Source organism: Pedobacter westerhofensis, assembly GCF_900182595.1.
GTDB classification, from domain to species: domain Bacteria; phylum Bacteroidota; class Bacteroidia; order Sphingobacteriales; family Sphingobacteriaceae; genus Pedobacter; species Pedobacter westerhofensis.
On sequence record NZ_FXTN01000007.1, the window covers coordinates 287,992 to 305,945 of the forward strand.

Here is a 17,954-nt window from a genome sequence, read left to right on the forward strand (position 1 = left end):
TAGTTGAAGATGCTAATACACCAGTGTGATCAAGACAAGTTAAATCACACTCGTGTACTTAAAGATGCTAAATACACCAGTGTGATCAAAAGAAGTTAAAACACACCCGTGTAGTTAAAAGGGGTAATTTGCTTTAATTCCTGTTTCAGGTCTTCATCAATCTGCAGGCCGTCGATAAATTCGGCCATGGTATGTGCAGTGATCCTGGCATTCGTACGTGTAAGGTCTTTCAGCGCCTCATACGGATTAGGATATGCTTCTCTTCTCAGTACGGTCTGTATCGCCTCTGCAACTACAGCCCAGTTATTTTCCAGGTCGGCAGCAATAGCATCGTTGTTTAACAACAGCTTGTTCAGTCCTTTGAGGGTAGAGGAGATGGAGATCATGGTATGCGCCATAGGGACACCAACATTTCTCAGTACCGTAGAATCTGTAAGGTCGCGCTGTAAACGTGAAATAGGCAATTTTGCGGCAAAGAATTCAAACAATGCGTTCGCAATCCCTGCATTTCCTTCTGCATTTTCAAAATCAATAGGGTTCACTTTATGCGGCATGGCCGAAGAGCCTACTTCGCCTTCTTTGATTTTTTGCTTGAAATAGTTTTTGGAGATATAGGCCCAGATATCCCTGTCCAGATCAATAATAATGTTGTTGATCCTTTTTAAGGCATCACACTGTGCAGCAAACTGATCATAATGTTCAATCTGAGTAGTATGTTGTGCACGGCTTAATTCCAGGATATTGTTCACGAAATTATTGGAAAAGTCTACCCAGTTGATGCCAGGGTAAGCAATATGATGCGCATTGAAGTTACCGGTGGCACCGCCAAATTTGGCGCTGTTAGGGATAGCCTTCAGGTTGTTCAGTTGTATTTCCAGTCTTTCTGCAAATACCAGGAACTCTTTTCCCAGTTTAGTTGGGGAAGCCGGCTGTCCATGCGTATGTGCCAGCAGGGGAATATCTTTCCAGTCGGCCGCCAGTTCTTTTAGCCTGCCGATCAGCTGGCCGATCTGCGGATAATAAACTTCAGCTAATGCAAGTTTAAATGTATAAGGGATAGCGGTATTGTTGATATCCTGCGAAGTTAATCCAAAATGGATAAACTCCTTGAAGTCCTGCAGGCCCAGGTGATCAAATCTCTTTTTGATAAAGTATTCAACAGCTTTCACATCATGATTGGTGATTTTCTCCGTGTCTTTTACTTCCTGTGCGTCCTGATCATTAAAATCATTGAAAATTGCACGCAGGCTGGCGTAGTTAGACTTGTCAAAAGCAGACAGTCCTGATAAACCGGTTTCACAGAGTGCGATGAAATATTCAATTTCAACATAAATCCTGTACCTGATCAGTGCAGATTCAGAAAAATACTGTGCAAGGTTTTCTGTGGTATTTCTGTAGCGGCCATCAACGGGTGATATCGCTTGTAATGGAGATAAATTCATGAATTAGAATGGTTTTGCAAAATGCAAATGTACCAAAATACAGGCACAAAAAAAAGGCCTTGGTATATACCAAAGCCTTTTATAGGTCTTGTTTAAAGCTTATTTTTTAACTGTATCAGCTTTAACTTCAGTAGTAGTAGTTTTAACAGCTGTATCTTTTACAGTTGAATCTTTAACAGAAGTATCAACGTCAGTAGTGATAGTTGAAGAATCAGTTACAGTAGTATCTGTAGTTTCTGCTTTTTTCTCACCTGAACAAGCTGCTACTGATAAAGAGATTGCTAATGCTGCGAAGCCTAATTTGAATAAGTTTTTCATTTGAATTCTGTTTAAAATAATTAATTAATTTTACAGATTAATACCACAATCTTTAAAAGGTAACCCACCGATTTAAAAAAAAACCAAAGAATATTTTTTTTGTCTAATATTGGGTTACCATTCACGTATAAACGTATTAATTAGTGAGTAATAAGTTAAGCAGTTCAGTTCCAACAGATAGAGAAGTTGTTTTAGGGATACTAAATAACTCAGAAGATGCACTTAATAGACTGTACACGGGGTATTTTCCGATGATTTTACAGTTTATTATTAATAATAACGGCGACGAAGATGATGCAAAAGACGTTTATCAGGAAGCAATTATTGTTTTATATAATAAGATCAGGAGTGGGGATTTTGAGTTAAGCAGTAAATTAAAGACATATATTTATTCAGTATGCAGGCGCATTTGGTTAAAGAAACTTTCACAGCAAAGCAAGAAAACCACCAACCTGTCAGAACTTGATGATGTAGTTGCTGTAGAAGTAGATCTGGAACACCATGAGGAGAAAGAGCTCCAGTTTGAGAAAATGGGCTCGGCCCTGGTCAACCTTGGGGAACCCTGCAAAACCATTATTCAGGATTTTTATATTAATAATCTCTCCATGCAGGATATATGCGAGAAGTTTGGCTATACCAATACGGATAATGTCAAAACTCAGAAATATAAATGCCTGCAGAGGTTAAAGAAACTATTTTTTCAATCTTAATACGCAATGAGGAACGATATAGAGTTAGATGCCATGATTGAAGATTACCTGCAGGGTAATCTCAGCGCTGCCGAGGCAGAGGCTTTCGAACAACTGAGGACCAATGATCCGGTGGTTGACCATAAAGTAGTTGCACATAAGGCTTTTCTGGAAACTTTAAAGCAATACGGCAGAGTCATGTCCCTGAAACAGCAGATGGATCATGCGCATGCACAGATGGACGTTGAGGCCATGGCCGATCAGATGAGGCCGCACCCGTCTTTCATCATCAATTTATGGCGCAAAAATAAATCGGCAGTTGCTATTGCGGCTTCCTTCCTGCTGCTGACTATATTTTCAGTGTATTCCATCAATCATAATACCAAACAGAACGGAACTTATGAGGTGATGCGCCGCGAAATTACCAACATCAAGAACAATCAGAATAAACTGGTAAGAACGCTGAATTCCAGCGGCACTAAATCTGACAAAGGCCCTTCCAGTGTGGCAAAATTTGGTGGTAGCGGGTTCGCATTGACTGCTAACGGTTACCTGTGTACCAATTACCACGTGATCCGCGATGCTGATTCTATATATGTACAGAAAAATGGTGAATCCTTTAAAGTGAAAGTTGCTTATTTTGATGCACAGTATGACATTGCTATCCTCAAGATCATCGACAATTCTTTCACACCTTTATCCAACCTTCCCTACAAGCTGAAAAGAAACGGGATCGGTATGGGAGAGGATGTTTATACACTTGGATTTCCAAAAGATGATGCAGTGCTGGGCGAAGGTTATGTAAGCTCTAAAACAGGACATAACGGCGATACTACACAATACCAGGTTTCTATTCCAATCAATCCGGGAAACAGCGGTGGTGCTGTATTTGACAACTATGGTAATATCGTGGGTATGATCACTGCCAAAGAAAACCAGGTTGAAGGTGCTGCTTTTGCAGTGAAATCGAAACACATCCTCGAAGCCTTAAATGCCATCCCTTCTGATTCTCTTGGTAAAAAAGTAGCTTTCTCTAAAAAGAACCCGCTGCAGGGCTTGAACAGGACCAAACAAATTGATAAAATTCAGGATTTCGTTTATATGATCAAAGTATATAATTAGAGTTCTCCTTGTATTTGAAGACCCCTGGGCTTAATTGTTCAGGGGTTTTTTTTATGTAGTTTTTACCGGTATTACTCAGGATTACCTTTAGCGCATGCTATTTTTATGTTTCAGCCTTTTCCAGGCAAGGGCATAAACTAAATTGGGTAAGAATTGTTAACCCGCTATGGAATTTGGAAAAGCGAAGCCTGAAGATATATCGTCTGTAAATTTTGAGCTGCCTTCAGACGGTGCTCACACATCAGCTGTATTGAATAAAAAAAAGCATGGGAAAGCATCGGTATATGTGGGTTGTGCCAAATGGGGCAGGCCGGAATGGGTTGGTTTCCTGTTTCCGCCTAAAACCAAAGCGGCGAATTTCCTGAATGAATATGCACGGCAATTTAATTCTATTGAACTGAACGCTGCCTATTATAAGATCCCTTCCAAGGAAAACGTCCACAAATGGACTGAGCAGGCAGCAGAGCACAGAGATAATCACTTCCTGTTTTGTCCCAAGTTTCCCATCAGCATCAGCCATTATAAAAAACTGAAAGGCGCTGAAGAAAAGACAGATGAATTTCTTTCTTCGATTATGGAATTTGGGGATCATCTCGGTCCATCCTTCCTGCAGATGAGCGATCGCTTTAGCCCGGCAAGTATGGACAGCCTGAGCGAATATCTGCGGTCGCTGCCAAAGGATCTGAGGGTATTCACTGAACTGAGAAATTCGGAATGGTATGCGGACCCTTCTTCCCGTGAAGATTTATTCCAGCTTTATGCCGATTTGCAGCAGGGGGCTGTCATCACAGATGTATCAGGCAGGAGGGATCTTTTGCACATGGAACTGACTATTCCAGAAGTATTTATCAGGTTTAATGGGCTTGGCGCTGCCTTGCGGGATACAGATTTTGACAGGATTGATGCCTGGGCCGGTCGACTGAAAGACTGGCAGGACCGGGGTTTAAAAAAAGTGTTTTTCTTTATGCACCAGGCGGACGAGAAGGAATCGGTACGCCTTGCCGCTTATGCGATCAAGTCTTTTAATCAAACACTGGGAAGTCAAATTCCTGAAATTAACCTGCAGCCAGGCTAGAATATTTGACATCAGCAAAATATCTACTATATTAGTAGTCTTACAGCGGTCCAGCGGATGAGGAAATGTTATCAATCGTTTTCCGGTCCGGATTGTTAGTAATTTGAACGGACCGCCGGATGAGCTGAATGTAACCAAATCAAAGATTTTAAATTAAACAGAAAAACTATGAGTATCAGAATCGGAGATATTGCTCCAAATTTCCAAGCCAAAACTTCTATAGGAGATATTGATTTTTATGAGTTCCTGGGCGATAGCTGGGGCATACTGTTTTCACATCCCGCAGATAATACACCTGTTTGTACTACAGAGCTGGGCCGTACAGCACAGCTGAAAGCTGAGTTTGAGAAAAGAAATGTAAAAGTTCTTGCGGTTAGTGTGGATTCTGTTGCATCCCACCAGTCCTGGATCAACGATATCAACGAAACGCAAAATACCAGTGTTGAGTTCCCTATCATTGCGGACGAAGATAAAAAGGTTGCTGATCTGTATGACATGATCCACCCTAATGCCTCAGACACCCAAACGGTGCGTTCATTATTTGTGATCTCGCCGGATAAAAAAGTAAAACTGATGATTGTTTACCCTGCTTCTGTAGGAAGAAATTTCAATGAGGTATTGAGGGTAGTTGACTCACTGCAGTTAACAGCTGAATACAGCGTGGCTACCCCGGCCGACTGGCAGGATGGTGATGATGTGATCGTAATGAACAGCATCAAAACCGAAGATATCCCTGCAAAGTTTCCCAAAGGTCACAAAGTTATAAAACCATACCTGAGAACCACTCCGCAACCGAACAAATAATTTTTAAAACTTATTGATTTTCTTTAAGTTTGATATAGTTGAGAACTATAAAGAAATATTAATTTATACATTTGAATTTTATGAGTAACGGAAAAGTTAAGTGGTTTAATAAACAGAAGGGGTATGGCTTTATTGTCTATGATGGCAACAAAGATATTTTTGTACATTTTAAAGATGTCCTCGGTGGTATAGACAGTCTTCAGGAGAATGATGAAGTAGAGTTCGAGGTAGCTGAAGGCAAAAAAGGTTTACAGGCAGTAAAGGTAAAAAAAGTTTGATTTTTCTTTTAACTGTAGCAATAAAGCCTCCTGTTATCTGAGGAGGCTTTATTTTAGTAATGTTGCAGGATGGTACTTTTCAGGATAATTTTTCCGGAATCTGCTGCCTGTGTAAAAATCATAAATTGTCTATCATCTGGTTTGATATGATACTTATCTACGAGGGCCGCTGCCTTTTCAGGATAATTTCGCACAATCACACTTCCAACCAGGTTCTTTTCTTTTTTAAGCGCGCCGGCAGACACTATCGCGTCTATCCTGAAGATACGTCCGGGAAAGCTTTCGTTGATCACATCACCAATATATAACTGTGTTTGTGGATGGAACTTTTGAAGCTGGTACCTTTCGGCGATCAGATTAAATGCGCCGCCTTTGAGCAGGGCTACATCAGGCTCATACAGATAATCTCCCGCTGCAGGGATTGCCATTTCGTGTGCCGATGGTTCTTCACCAATTGAAAAACTAAATTCTTTCCGGGTACCGTTAAGCGTTGTACAAACAATTTCTGGTGCAGCACTAAAGTCCTTTTCCAATATCCATATCAGTTCCTTGCACTCATTCTTTACGCTCACCACGTGGATAGCCTTAACATGGCGCAATTCTTTAAGTCCTGCGCTGATATCCAGTAAGGGTGCAGTTTTGATCATCAGGCGGCTCGTTTGGTTCAGCAGCAGATCCAGGTGGTCTACCACATCTGGCGTACAGTCTTTCAGCATGAAAACCTTACCAGCACTGCTTCTTCTTGCCGGGTCAATGTAAATGGTATCAAAGTGCTGCCGGGAGTTTTTCAGAAATGCCATCCCATCACCACTGAAAAAGGTAGTATGGTCCTGGCCAAGCAGGGGAGCATTGTATCCGGCAATTGCCGAAAGCTCTTCACTGATCTCACAGTGAACAACGGACTGGTTTACTTTTGAAAAATAATAGCTGTCTACGCCAAATCCCCCGGTCAGGTCGATCAGGCTGCCGCCGCAACTTAGCTCTGCCTTGTACGCAGCGGTGATCTCCGAAGAACACTGCTCAATGGATAACAGCGGCGGGTAATATACCCCTGAACGTGCAAACCAGCCGGGCAGCTTTTTTGAAGATTTCTTCATGGCTGCAATCTGGGCAGATAATTCCTGTCCTGTAACCCCCGCGAAAGGACTTTTGGCCATCGCAATCTGGTGTACATCGGCATTGAGATGTTCCCGGATATACTCCTGTACTTCAACCGATGCAATTTCCTTATTCAACAGCTGATTTATTTTTCATCACCATCTGGCAGGTATGGCGGCTTTTTACTTCCAGTAAAATATCCTTGTTCAGGGTAACCCGGTTAATGGTATCGTGGTTGTAGTAACGGATAGTCACCAGTTCAAGGCCTTCGTTGTATTTCACTTTGTAGAGTACCGACAGATCTTTGATCAGGTTACTGATTTTTTCCTCATCATGATCCACGCTTACCGAGAAACTGATCGCAGAATTGAGCATCGTGTTTACCTTCACTTTGTGCTGGTGGAAAAGGTTGAAGATATCACTCAGGTTTTCTTCTATGATAAATGAAAAATCTTTCGGAAAGATGGAGATCAGTACCTGGTTTACCTTAAAAATAAAAGACGGCACAGGCAGCGGGCTGTTTTCTCCGTTGATTTGGGTGCCCACTGCTTCGGGATGGAGAAATGACTTTACATACAGGGGAATATTCTTGTTTTGTAAAGGTTTAATCGTTTTGGGATGGATGACCGTTGCGCCGTAATACGTCAGTTCAATGGCATCGTGGTATGACAGCTGGGGAATCCTTTCAGTCTGGTCGAACCATTTCGGATCTGCATTGAGCACGCCCGGTACGTCTTTCCAGATCGTCAATGCCGTAGCATCTAGGCAGGCGCTGAAAATTGCGGCCGAGTAATCAGATCCTTCTCTCCCCAGTGTGGTGGTAAAGTTCTCGCTGGTACTGCCGATAAAGCCCTGAGTAACCGCAATCCCTTTTTCCAGTACCGGTACCAGGGATTTACGGATTTCTATACCGGTCTTATCCCAGTCTACCATTCCTTCACGGTAAGTATTGTCGGTTTTAATAAAATTCCGCGCATCAATCCAGCTTGCAGGGCTGCCGTGTGCACTAAGGTAAGCCGCTACGATCCTGGTAGACAATAACTCCCCTATAGAAACGATCTGGTCATAAATATAATCAGGGGCATCATTGGCCTCTTCTTCCAGCAGCCATTCAATTTCAACAAACGTATTTGCTACATCATTATACACCGGGTGCTGGTGATCAGGAAAAAGCTCATTAAGGATATCGAAATGATAGGTTTTGATTTCTTCGAGCAGCTCGTGCGTGTTTTCCTGGCCAAAAACATAGGCATGGGAAAGCTCCTCGAGTTTGTTGGTGGTTTTTCCCATCGCTGATATCACGATCAGCAGGTATTTTTGATTGGCATTTTTGATGATTTCAGCCAGGTTTCTTACCGCCTGGGCATTCACAACGGAAGCACCGCCAAATTTGTATACTTCCATGCTTATTTGAAATTGATTAAAATGGAACTCTCTTTCATGATGTCTTTAATTTTGGAGAAGGGAATGATTAATTCTGTTGTTCCTGCTGCATAAGCCTTGATTTCATAGGGATTATAGAGGAAACTGATGCCTTCTTTTGTCAGTGTGAATGTTTCGGGCAGGCTAAATGTGCCCTCGGCAAAAAAGTAGCCCTCAGACAAACTTGCGTTTGGCGCCAGGTTTTCGTTTCTCCTGAAAATATTTTCTCCGATTGCCCTTAGCTTGGGCATGCCATCCGCGGTGATGATGGAGTCCAGCGTTATCGTCTGATAAGTTTTAGGGTTATAATTTAAATAGGTGAAAAGCGTGTTTGGATGCGCTCCGCCCTTATAATCCGAGTAGGTCATCAGCACTGACAGATAATTCGGGTAATTGGCCTTTACCTTCATGTCAACCTTCTGGAACCAGGATTCCTGCGCGCCATTGTTTGCGGCGATATACGTGTCAAATTCTTTGATAAATCCTGCAGTCAGTTCTTTGTAATTTTTATCGATGCCCTGTTTACCCGAAATGCCGATTACACGGTCTTCGAGAAATTTATTGGCAACCTGGTTCTGAAACAGGGGGTATACAATGACTGCTTTTGCGGTATCTGTAACCAGTTTATTTGTAGAGACTTTGGTTTTGCTGTACACCTTTACAGAATCATAGGAATACGTTAAAGAATCTTTGCCTGATGTTGCCACAGCCGTACTTGCCGAATCAATAACTTTCTCAGTTTTTTGATTGGTACAGCCATAGATAGCTGCAACTGCCAGAATTGCTACGATTATTTCTTTTTTCATATTACAGTTGTTCTTTGCCCAGATAGGCATTCAGCCAGCCTTCCTCAAGTCCGGCTTCGTACTTGCGGTAAAAGTTGATGGCCGGCTCATTCCAGTCGAGCACCTGCCATGACATACCATTGTAGTTGTTATCCCTTGCTTCTTTCATTACCCGTTCAAAAAGCAGTTTGCCTACACCCCTGCCCCGGGCCTGTTCGGTAACGATAAAGTCTTCAAGATATAAACGGCAGCCTTTCCAGGTAGAGTACCTGATATAATAGAGGGCAAAGCCCAGGATGCCATTTTCATTTTCTGCAACAAAGGCTTTCCATGCGGGCTGCACACCAAACCCTGCCTCAACAAACTCAGCAAGTGTTACAGTGACCTCATCCGGCATTTTTTCATAAATGGCAAGCTCAACGATCAGTTCCAGCAGTCGCTGACAATCTTCTTTTACAGCAAATCTCAGTTGAATATCCATCAGGCTTTATAATGTTTAATTTTTCTTGCCCCAAAAATACTGCTTCCAATCCTCACCATGGTGCTGCCTTCTTCGATCGCCAGTTTATAATCTCCGGACATACCCATAGACAGCTCTCTGAAAGTATCCTCTTTTCTGAAAAAACTGAGCTTGATACCGTCAAACAGTACTTTCAGTTCCTGAAATTCGTCCTTCGTTTGTTTTTCCTCGGCATTATTGCTTGCTATGCCCATCAGGCCGGTGATACGGATATTCTTCATCTCCAGGTACTCTTCAGATCTGAGCAGCTCAATTACTTCGGCATGATCAAGACCAAATTTGGTATCCTCATCGGCAATATAAACCTGCAGCAAACAATCGATCACCCGTTTGTTCTTTGCGGCCTGTTTGTTGATCTCTGCCAGTAACTTAAGGCTGTCTACCGATTGGATCAGGCTGATAAAGGGCGCAATATATTTTACCTTGTTGGTCTGTAAATGGCCAATCATATGCCATTCGATATCTTTAGGCAGTGCCTCAGCTTTTTCTGCCAGTTCCTGAACAATGTTTTCACCGAAAATCCGCTGACCGGCATTGTAGGCCTCCAAAACAGCAGCGGCATCGTTAAATTTCGACACTGCAATTAATTCAACATTTTCCCCTTCTAACTCCTTTTTATATTTTATTAAATTGTCTGCTATGCTCATTTATCAGTATTTTTGGTAAAATTAACAACCTAAGTTCAATTTGCTCAAAAAAAATAATGTTTTACATACAATGAGAGGATTTTGTTGGGCCGGCCTGCTGTTGGTCCTGATTGCAGGATGCGGGACAAAAGTACCAAAGGATATCATTCAGCCAAAGGAAATACGCCTGGTTTTATATGATATGCATATTGCTGACGGTTACATTTCAACGATCCCCGTTCCCGACTCCGCAAGGAGGGTAGGTACATCCTATTACAAGGCTATCTATAAAAAGTATAATATTGATTCTGCTTTATATACGAAGAGCATGAATTACTATTATGATCATGTTGAGTCCCTGAGCGCGATTTACAAAGATGTAACCGCAAAGCTTCAGAAATCAAAGGACAGCATTGACAAGATCCAGGCTAAGATCCTGAAGAAAGAAGAAGCTATTAAAAAAATAAAGAAAGATAGTGCAGATAAGGCAAACCCTAAATTGGCAGCCATCAGGGCAGATTCTCTGAAAAAGGCAAAGAAGGACAGTATCACTAAGCTTGAACTGTCGATGACAGCAGAGGAGCTGGCCGCACGAAGAGCAACACAAAATAGCGCAGATAAAGCTAAGCCGAAAAGCATAAAGAAAGCTGATGCGCCTAAAAAGGTAAATTAAACATGATATATCCCGATAATTGTTTAGACAGACTTGGCTTCAATGAAGTCAAGCAACTCATCTATAAGCACTGCCTGAGTCCGATGGGACAATATATGATCGGCAGGATGCAGGTGATGAATAAATATGATCAGATCAATAAATTTCTAAGACAAACAAAAGAGTTCAAAAATATCCTGGAAAATCAGGAACCGCTGCAGATCAGTTCTTTCTTTGATATCAAGTCATTGGCGGATAAGATCAGGGTAGAAGGCACTTACCTGCTGGAAGATGAACTGTTCCAGATCTACCTGTCGCTACAGACCGTTTTTTCGGTACTTCGTTTTTTTGAAGAGAGAGCAGGGGTATATCCAAACCTTGAAGCCCTTTTTGAACATCTTCCTGTAGAGAAGAATATCCTTAAAAAGATTGAAACGGTACTGGATGCCAAAGGTAAGATCAAACCTAATGCCTCGGCGAAATTACAGGACATCACCGCAGATATCTCCAAAGGAGAGCAGGAAGTGCGCAAGCGCATGGACAGCATTTATAAACAGGCCGTGTCAAGCAACTGGGTTGCCGATGGCAGTTTAACAATCCGCGATGGCAGGATGTGTATCCCGATCATTGCAGACCATAAGCGAAAGCTCAAAGGTTTTATCCATGATGAATCTGCAAGCGGACAAACGGTTTACCTTGAACCGGAGGAAGTGTTTACGCTGAACAATAAAATCCGGGACCTTGAATTTGATAAGAGGCGGGAGATTGTAAGGATCCTGATTGCGCTGACGGATGACCTCAGGCCGTATAATCCATTATTGCTCTCTTATCATGGCTTCCTTACCAAACTTGATTTTGTGCGGGCCAAAGCCCTGTTTGCTATCGAGGTTGAGGCAGATATGCCGGTACTCGTTGCAGAACCACGGATCAAGCTGATCAATGCACGCCATCCGCTCTTGTATTTGTCTTTTAAAGAAGATAAAAAAACAGTGGTCCCCCTGAATATTCATATGAATGAAAATTTAAGGATCGTACTCGTTTCAGGGCCAAATGCAGGCGGAAAATCGGTGTGTATGAAAACGGTTGGCCTGTTGCAGCTTATGCTGCAGTCGGGTTTGCTGGTGCCGGTACATGAATCCAGTGAGATGGGTATTTTTGATAATATCTTTGCTGATATCGGTGATGATCAGAGTATAGAGAGCGACCTGAGTACTTACAGCGCCCATTTAACCAAAATGCGCTACTTTGTTGCCCATGCCAACCCTAAATCACTGGTGATGATTGATGAGTTTGGTACAGGAACAGATCCCCAGTTTGGAGGGCCTATGGCCGAGGCCGTGCTAGAAGTATTAAATAATAAAAAAGTCAGAGGGGTAATTACTACGCATTATTCCAACCTGAAACTGTTTGCAGGAAATACTCCCGGACTTGAAAATGCTTCTATGTTATTTGATAATGACAGGATGAAACCATTGTATGTACTGGAAATCGGTAAACCGGGAAGTTCCTATGCGTTTGAAATTGCGCAAAACATCGGTCTGCAAAAAGAAGTGCTCCAGCTTGCGCGGGAAAAAACGGGTACCAATCAAAACCGCATAGACAGCCTGCTGGTAGATCTTGAGAGGGAAAAGAAACAGATTTACGATACCAAGATCCATCTGGCCAACCAGCAGAATAAAGTGAAAAATCTGGTTGCAGAAAATGAAAAACTGCAGGTTTTTCTGGATGAGAACCGGAAAACACTGATCAAAGAAGCAAAGCTTGAAGCGCAGGCGATCATCAAAAATGCAAATAAGCTGGTTGAAAATACCATTGCAGGGATCAAGGAAAACCAGGCTGATAAAGTTGCCACCAAAGAACTGAGGCAAAACCTGCAGAAAGAACTGGTACAGCACCAGGTGAAGGAAGAAAAGAAACCGGAAAAGGCTGTTCCGCTGGGTACGCCGATTGAGGTGGGCGACTGGGTGCAGCTGATCAATACAGAAACCACCGGGCAGGTATTGGAGATCAACAGGGGCAATCTGGTTCTGGCACTGGGCGATCTGCGTTCAGTAGTAAAAAAGGACCGTGTACAGAAGATCAGCAATAAACAGGCAAAGAAGGTGGTGCAAAGCAACTCATTTTCTGGCAGGATATCCGATGCAATCGGCAGCTTCAGCGCAGAACTTGACCTGCGTGGTATGCGTGGAGAAAATGCCATCCAGGAAGTAGAAAAGTATATGGATAAATCCATTATGCTGGGCTTTCCTTTCATCAAGATCATCCATGGAAAAGGGGATGGCATCCTCAGGAAAATGATCCGTGAGTACCTCAGGAAATACCGTGAGGTGAACCGGATGGAGGATGAGCATGCAGACAGGGGCGGTGATGGTATAACTTACGTGTATTTCAATTGATTAAGTAAACATTTATTGTAATAAACAATTTGCGGGAGTAAACATTTGCCGGACTGAAGTGTTGTAACAGAAACGTTCTGCTATGAAAAGACACTTTACTCTGATTTTTAGCCTGTTTATCCTGTCTGCCTGCGAAAAGAACAAGGGTGATGGCAGTACTGTAATACCAGACGCGGATTTAAAAACCGAAGTCCTCACCCAATCGCTCATCTATCCCTGGGAGATGGTGTACGGGCCTGACAGTTATATCTGGTTTACTGAAAGATCCGGAAAGATCAGTCGCCTGAATCCTAAAAATGGAGTCATTGCACTGGTACATACGATTACAGAAGTCACCAGTGCCGGTGAAGGTGGTTTGCTGGGCATGGCATTGCATCCGGAATTTACGAATAACCCATACGTTTACGTGATTTACGACTATGGCAGCGGATCCAATTACAAGGCTAAAGTGGTTCGTTTTACATTTAATAACGGAGTTTTAACAGAACCTTTTGTGCTGCTGGATAAAATCCCGGCATCTTCAAATCACGATGGCTCCAGGTTGCTCATTACACCGGATCAGAAGCTGATGATCACTACCGGAGACGCCAACACCCCTGCAAATGCGCAGGATACGAGCAGCCTATCTGGCAAGATCCTCAGACTGAACCTTGATGGAACAATCCCTGAGGATAATCCTTTTCAGGGGAACCCCCTATGGAGTTATGGTCACCGCAACCCGCAGGGGCTGGTGCTCGCCAATAATAAACTATATTCTTCGGAACATGGCCCTGATAATGATGATGAAATCAATCTGATTGCAAAAGGCAAAAACTATGGCTGGCCAAACATTGAAGGTTTTTGCAATACAACTACAGAGAAAGCCTTTTGTGCCGCAAATGATATCACTGAACCGCTCATGGCCTGGACACCCACTATTGCACCTTCGGGATTAACCTATTACAATTCCGATTATCTCCCGCAATGGAAAAACTCCCTGCTGATGGTTACCCTCAAAGGCACCAAGCTGGTACAGTTGAAACTTGACGATGCAGGAGAGAAGATTGCCGACAGCAAAGACTTTTTCTTGAATACATTTGGCAGGCTCAGGGCTGTATGCCAGTCGCCCGATGGAAAAGTGTACCTCGCCACAAGCAATGGCACCAATGATAAAATTATAGAGATATCTTCAAAATAAATCTATAATTTTGCCCTCAAACCAAATATATGATCAACAAGAAAGTATCGGGGGCTGATGAGGCTATTCGCGATATCACTGACGGCAAAACTTTAATGCTGGGTGGTTTCGGGCTATGTGGTATCCCGGAAAACTGCATTGCCGCACTGGTAAAAAAAGGTGTGAAAGCACTCACCTGTATTTCTAACAACGCCGGCGTGGACGACTTTGGAATCGGCCTGATGCTGAAGACAAGACAGGTAAAAAAAATGATTTCTTCTTACGTAGGCGAGAACGCTGAATTTGAGCGCCAGCTTTTAAGCGGCGAGCTCGAAGTAGAGCTGATCCCGCAGGGAACGCTGGCTACACGCTGTATGGCCGCCGGATATGGCATGCCCGCAATTTTTACTCCTGCCGGTGTGGGAACTGAAGTTGCTGAAGGAAAAGAAACCCGGAATTTCAATGGCAAGGATTACCTGATGGAATATGCTTTTGATGCAGATTTTGCATTGGTTAAAGCCTGGAAAGGCGATACCGCTGGAAACCTGATCTTCCGTTCTACCAGCCGCAATTTCAATCCCGTGATGGCTATGGCCGGCAAAATCACCATTGCAGAGGTGGAAGAACTGGTAGAGGCCGGAGAACTCGACCCTGACCATATTCATACACCCGGTGTATATGTTCACCGCATTTTCCAGGGCAGGGACTATGAAAAACGAATAGAGCAGCGCACCACCAGGCCGCGCAGCTAATCAATCAGAATTTTATGTTAGACAAAAATGGAATAGCGAAACGTATCGCTAAAGAAATAAAAGATGGCTATTATGTGAACCTGGGGATTGGTATTCCTACACTGGTAGCCAATTACATTCCGGAGGGCATCAATGTGGTACTGCAGTCGGAGAACGGATTGCTTGGCATGGGCCCTTTCCCTTTTCAGGGCGAGGAAGACGCGGATATGATCAATGCAGGCAAGCAAACAATCACTACACTGCCGGGCTCTTCAATCTTTGATTCTGCAATGAGTTTTGGGATGATCAGAAGCCAGAAAATTGACCTTACCATCCTTGGGGCCATGGAAGTGTCGGAAAACGGAGATATTGCCAACTGGAAAATACCGGGCAAAATGGTAAAGGGAATGGGCGGGGCAATGGACCTGGTAGCTTCGGCAAAGAATATCATTGTTGCCATGCAGCATATCAATAAAGCAGGGGAGAGCAAGCTGCTGCCCGCCTGTACTTTACCGCTGACAGGCGTAAATTGTATCAGGAAGGTTGTTACCGAGCTTGCTGTACTGGATATCCTGCCTGAAGGTGGTTTCAGATTAATCGAAAGGGCACCCGGTGTGAGCGTTGATTTTATCAGACAGTCTACCGCCGGAAAATTGTTCGCTGATGCGGATGTAAAAGAAATGGAATTGAACTGATCCCTTACGGGATCAGTACTGTCTCTTTCAGCTCGTCTGAGATCTCCTTTGAGATCGTAATGATATCATCTGCTACATGTTTATTGTTCATGATGATCTTCTGACAGGTTTCTTTGTAAGGTAAAAGGTATTGCTTGTATGCGGGCATTACATGGTTTACCCATTGGTACATGACCATGTCACGCGTATAACCGCGTTCCATTTCATCACGGGAAATCCTGCGGTTGAGTGTAATCTCCTCATCAGCATCCATAAAGATCTTGAGATCGAATAATTTTGCTATCTCAGGGTAGTGGAATACAAAAAGGCCTTCTACGATAATGATTGGTGCAGTAGTGATATTCAGGAGACGTGCATTCTCTTCATTCACATTAAAAGTGTATTCTTTTTTCTCGATCGAGCCGCCGGAGATCAGTAGCTGAAGATCATTTAATAACTTCTCGTCATCTATGCCTTCGGGGACATCAAAATTGATCCAGCCATTTTCATCGATCTTCTGAAGTTCTTTAGCCCGGTAATAATCGTCCTGTGAAATCAGGCAGACTTCTTCGGCAGTAAAATGATGTAGAAAACATTTCAAAAAAAAAGTTTTACCAGAGCCGCTCCCCCCTGCAACACCTATAATATAAGGCTTGTTATTGTTCATTCGCTTGTCCACCATACGTTAAATTGCACAAAAAACGCTTGTCTAATGCACCTAGAGCATCAGCTACCGCTTTTGTCATTACAATTATAACATCTTTTGTGGACTCATTCTCTGTAAATTTACCAACAACCTTGGCAAATGTTGATCTGTTGCTCATCGGATTGGTGATTTTCATGATCGTTCCGATAGGTGCGGTACGGTGCAGAACAAGCATTTTTGAGGAGTCCAGATCGGGATCAATGATCCATACGCCGGTACCTTTTTCATCCATCTGGCTCAATCCGTAACGGCTGGGAGGCAAGCGCAGAGAAGGGTTTTTCACTACATCTGCTGAGTCAGGATCGGTTTCGGCTGTGTCGCCTGCACGATCTCCTTTTACAGGGTACTGGCCGCTGATCAGTAATTTCTGGCCAACATACAGTGAATTGGTAGTCAGGTTATTTTTAGCTTTCAGCTGGTCAAGGGTGAGGTTATATTTTGAGGCAATCGAATACATAGTCTCGTTGCCAGCCACGGTATGTACTACCAGCACGTCTTTGGCGGCCGGGCCTTCCTGCGCTGCGGCCGGAACTACCTGTTTAGCGATCTGGTCAGCTTTAGTGGCAGCAGCCTCAGTTTTTTTTGATGTATCAGTTTTTTTATACTGTCCCTGTACAGCAGCGGTTGTTACCGGCGCATTTACGGGCGGTGTATTTGCTGGTGCCCGGTTGGCGGCAGCCGGTGCAGCTACAGTTGCCGCGGCATTGCCTAAAGCAGTGGCTTTATCAGCAGTTTTGCTGTTGCTGGCGGCCGGAACAGGTTTTTCAGTTTCTGAAACTTCATCAGTTGCCGTTCCTGCTTTCGCAGGGATTTTTAATACCTGGCCAATCTGGAGATTAATAGATCTCAGGCCGTTTACCCGTTTGATCTCATCTACAGTAGTACCGTATTTATTGGCAAGCATATTCAGGTTTTCCTTACGCTGCACAGCATGCTCAATTAATGTAGTATTGTCTTCTGCTGCAGATGTGCCCGAAGATGGGTTATTTGTTGCTGGATTATTTGAACCGGAGTTGCCCGGAACAGGAGCTCCGGGTGTATTATTCCCTGCTGCTGACGTTTTAGCATTGTTTCCGTTTCTGCCAGTAGGTGCAGGTGCTGAAAATGGTATCTCTGTTGGGACTTTAATGATGACGCCAAGCGATAAAAATTTATCATCATTATAGGTCATGATCACTTTTGGGCTGATGCTGTACCTTCTGCCAATCGAGTAGTAGGTGTCTTTGGCTACTACCTGGTGGAGAATGATTTTTTTGCCCTTTGAATTTTCAACGCCTATTGAATCTCTCAGATGATCAGCTTTGGCTGCAGATAAATTCAGGAAAATGGCAAATATCGCCAGTATATAATATCTATGCATTAACGTCCTTATGAATGATTAGTTAGGCAATTATACGAAATAATATATAAGAGCCCGCATTATGAATATTAAACGACAATTGGGGGTGTCTATTGCCATC

19 protein-coding genes are annotated in these 17,954 nt (G+C 43.2%); 10 read left to right on the plus strand and 9 right to left on the minus strand.

Going from position 1 to position 17,954, the window contains the following annotated elements; genetic code table 11:
- Positions 1 to 95 precede the first annotated feature (95 nt).
- On the minus strand, positions 96 to 1,442 hold the full coding sequence (gene purB / locus FN831_RS15405) for an adenylosuccinate lyase (protein WP_142529066.1): 1,347 nt from the start codon (positions 1,440 to 1,442) through the stop codon (positions 96 to 98).
- A gap of 99 nt (positions 1,443 to 1,541) precedes the next feature.
- A complete protein-coding gene (locus FN831_RS15410; RefSeq protein WP_142529067.1) occupies positions 1,542 to 1,760 on the minus strand; it encodes a hypothetical protein in 219 nt (72 codons plus the stop codon).
- Between the two features lie 143 nt (positions 1,761 to 1,903).
- Between FN831_RS15410 and FN831_RS15415 the strand changes: the two genes are divergently transcribed.
- The 5 genes from FN831_RS15415 (at position 1,904) to FN831_RS15435 (ending at position 5,728) form a co-directional block, all read left to right on the plus strand.
- Positions 1,904 to 2,470 (plus strand): RNA polymerase sigma factor, encoded by a 567-nt coding sequence (locus tag FN831_RS15415; RefSeq protein WP_142529068.1) that lies wholly within the window; start codon positions 1,904 to 1,906, stop codon positions 2,468 to 2,470.
- Positions 2,471 to 2,476: 6 nt separating this feature from the next.
- Positions 2,477 to 3,571 (plus strand): S1C family serine protease, encoded by a 1,095-nt coding sequence (locus tag FN831_RS15420; RefSeq protein WP_142529069.1) that lies wholly within the window; start codon positions 2,477 to 2,479, stop codon positions 3,569 to 3,571.
- A gap of 166 nt (positions 3,572 to 3,737) precedes the next feature.
- Positions 3,738 to 4,646, plus strand: a complete 909-nt coding sequence (locus tag FN831_RS15425; protein ID WP_142529070.1) for a DUF72 domain-containing protein — start codon at positions 3,738 to 3,740, stop codon at positions 4,644 to 4,646.
- A gap of 168 nt (positions 4,647 to 4,814) precedes the next feature.
- A complete protein-coding gene (locus FN831_RS15430) occupies positions 4,815 to 5,450 on the plus strand; it encodes a peroxiredoxin (protein WP_142529071.1) in 636 nt (211 codons plus the stop codon).
- Positions 5,451 to 5,530: 80 nt separating this feature from the next.
- On the plus strand, positions 5,531 to 5,728 hold the full coding sequence (locus FN831_RS15435) for a cold-shock protein (protein WP_142529072.1): 198 nt from the start codon (positions 5,531 to 5,533) through the stop codon (positions 5,726 to 5,728).
- Positions 5,729 to 5,781: 53 nt separating this feature from the next.
- Here FN831_RS15435 and FN831_RS15440 read toward each other — a convergent pair whose 3' ends face one another.
- Genes FN831_RS15440 through FN831_RS15460 form a run of 5 tightly spaced genes read right to left on the minus strand, consistent with a single transcriptional unit; the run spans position 5,782 to position 10,200 of the window.
- Positions 5,782 to 6,963, minus strand: a complete 1,182-nt coding sequence (locus tag FN831_RS15440; protein ID WP_142529073.1) for a class I SAM-dependent methyltransferase — start codon at positions 6,961 to 6,963, stop codon at positions 5,782 to 5,784.
- Complete coding sequence (locus tag FN831_RS15445) at positions 6,956 to 8,230, minus strand: aspartate kinase (protein ID WP_142529074.1); 1,275 nt, start codon at positions 8,228 to 8,230, stop codon at positions 6,956 to 6,958. Before FN831_RS15445 ends, FN831_RS15440 begins: the two co-directional genes overlap by 8 nt.
- Before the next feature lie 2 nt (positions 8,231 to 8,232).
- On the minus strand, positions 8,233 to 9,054 hold the full coding sequence (locus tag FN831_RS15450; protein ID WP_185960498.1) for a DUF3298 and DUF4163 domain-containing protein: 822 nt from the start codon (positions 9,052 to 9,054) through the stop codon (positions 8,233 to 8,235).
- Position 9,055: 1 nt separating this feature from the next.
- On the minus strand, positions 9,056 to 9,514 hold the full coding sequence (locus tag FN831_RS15455) for a GNAT family N-acetyltransferase (RefSeq protein ID WP_142529076.1): 459 nt from the start codon (positions 9,512 to 9,514) through the stop codon (positions 9,056 to 9,058).
- Complete coding sequence (locus FN831_RS15460) at positions 9,514 to 10,200, minus strand: YggS family pyridoxal phosphate-dependent enzyme (protein ID WP_142529077.1); 687 nt, start codon at positions 10,198 to 10,200, stop codon at positions 9,514 to 9,516. Before FN831_RS15460 ends, FN831_RS15455 begins: the two co-directional genes overlap by 1 nt.
- Positions 10,201 to 10,270: 70 nt before the next feature.
- Between FN831_RS15460 and FN831_RS15465 the strand changes: the two genes are divergently transcribed.
- From FN831_RS15465 to FN831_RS15485, 5 genes are all read left to right on the plus strand, one after another.
- Positions 10,271 to 10,852: a DUF4296 domain-containing protein gene (locus FN831_RS15465; protein ID WP_142529078.1), complete on the plus strand. Its 582-nt coding sequence runs from the start codon at positions 10,271 to 10,273 to the stop codon at positions 10,850 to 10,852.
- Between the two features lie 2 nt (positions 10,853 to 10,854).
- A complete protein-coding gene (locus tag FN831_RS15470; protein WP_142529079.1) occupies positions 10,855 to 13,227 on the plus strand; it encodes an endonuclease MutS2 in 2,373 nt (790 codons plus the stop codon).
- A gap of 82 nt (positions 13,228 to 13,309) precedes the next feature.
- Positions 13,310 to 14,404: a PQQ-dependent sugar dehydrogenase gene (locus FN831_RS15475; RefSeq protein WP_142529080.1), complete on the plus strand. Its 1,095-nt coding sequence runs from the start codon at positions 13,310 to 13,312 to the stop codon at positions 14,402 to 14,404.
- Between the two features lie 29 nt (positions 14,405 to 14,433).
- Entirely contained in the window at positions 14,434 to 15,135 is a 702-nt protein-coding gene (locus tag FN831_RS15480) for a CoA transferase subunit A (RefSeq protein WP_142529081.1), read from the plus strand.
- Between the two features lie 14 nt (positions 15,136 to 15,149).
- The gene (locus tag FN831_RS15485) at positions 15,150 to 15,809 is read left to right on the plus strand and encodes a CoA transferase subunit B (protein WP_142529082.1); all 660 of its coding nucleotides are present in this window, start codon (positions 15,150 to 15,152) and stop codon (positions 15,807 to 15,809) included.
- A gap of 4 nt (positions 15,810 to 15,813) precedes the next feature.
- On the opposite strand, the gene FN831_RS15490 is transcribed toward FN831_RS15485, so the two are convergent.
- Positions 15,814 to 16,470: a uridine kinase family protein gene (locus FN831_RS15490; protein ID WP_317132089.1), complete on the minus strand. Its 657-nt coding sequence runs from the start codon at positions 16,468 to 16,470 to the stop codon at positions 15,814 to 15,816.
- Positions 16,445 to 17,854 (minus strand): LysM peptidoglycan-binding domain-containing protein, encoded by a 1,410-nt coding sequence (locus FN831_RS15495; protein ID WP_142529084.1) that lies wholly within the window; start codon positions 17,852 to 17,854, stop codon positions 16,445 to 16,447. Before FN831_RS15495 ends, FN831_RS15490 begins: the two co-directional genes overlap by 26 nt.
- Positions 17,855 to 17,954: the final 100 nt, after the last annotated feature.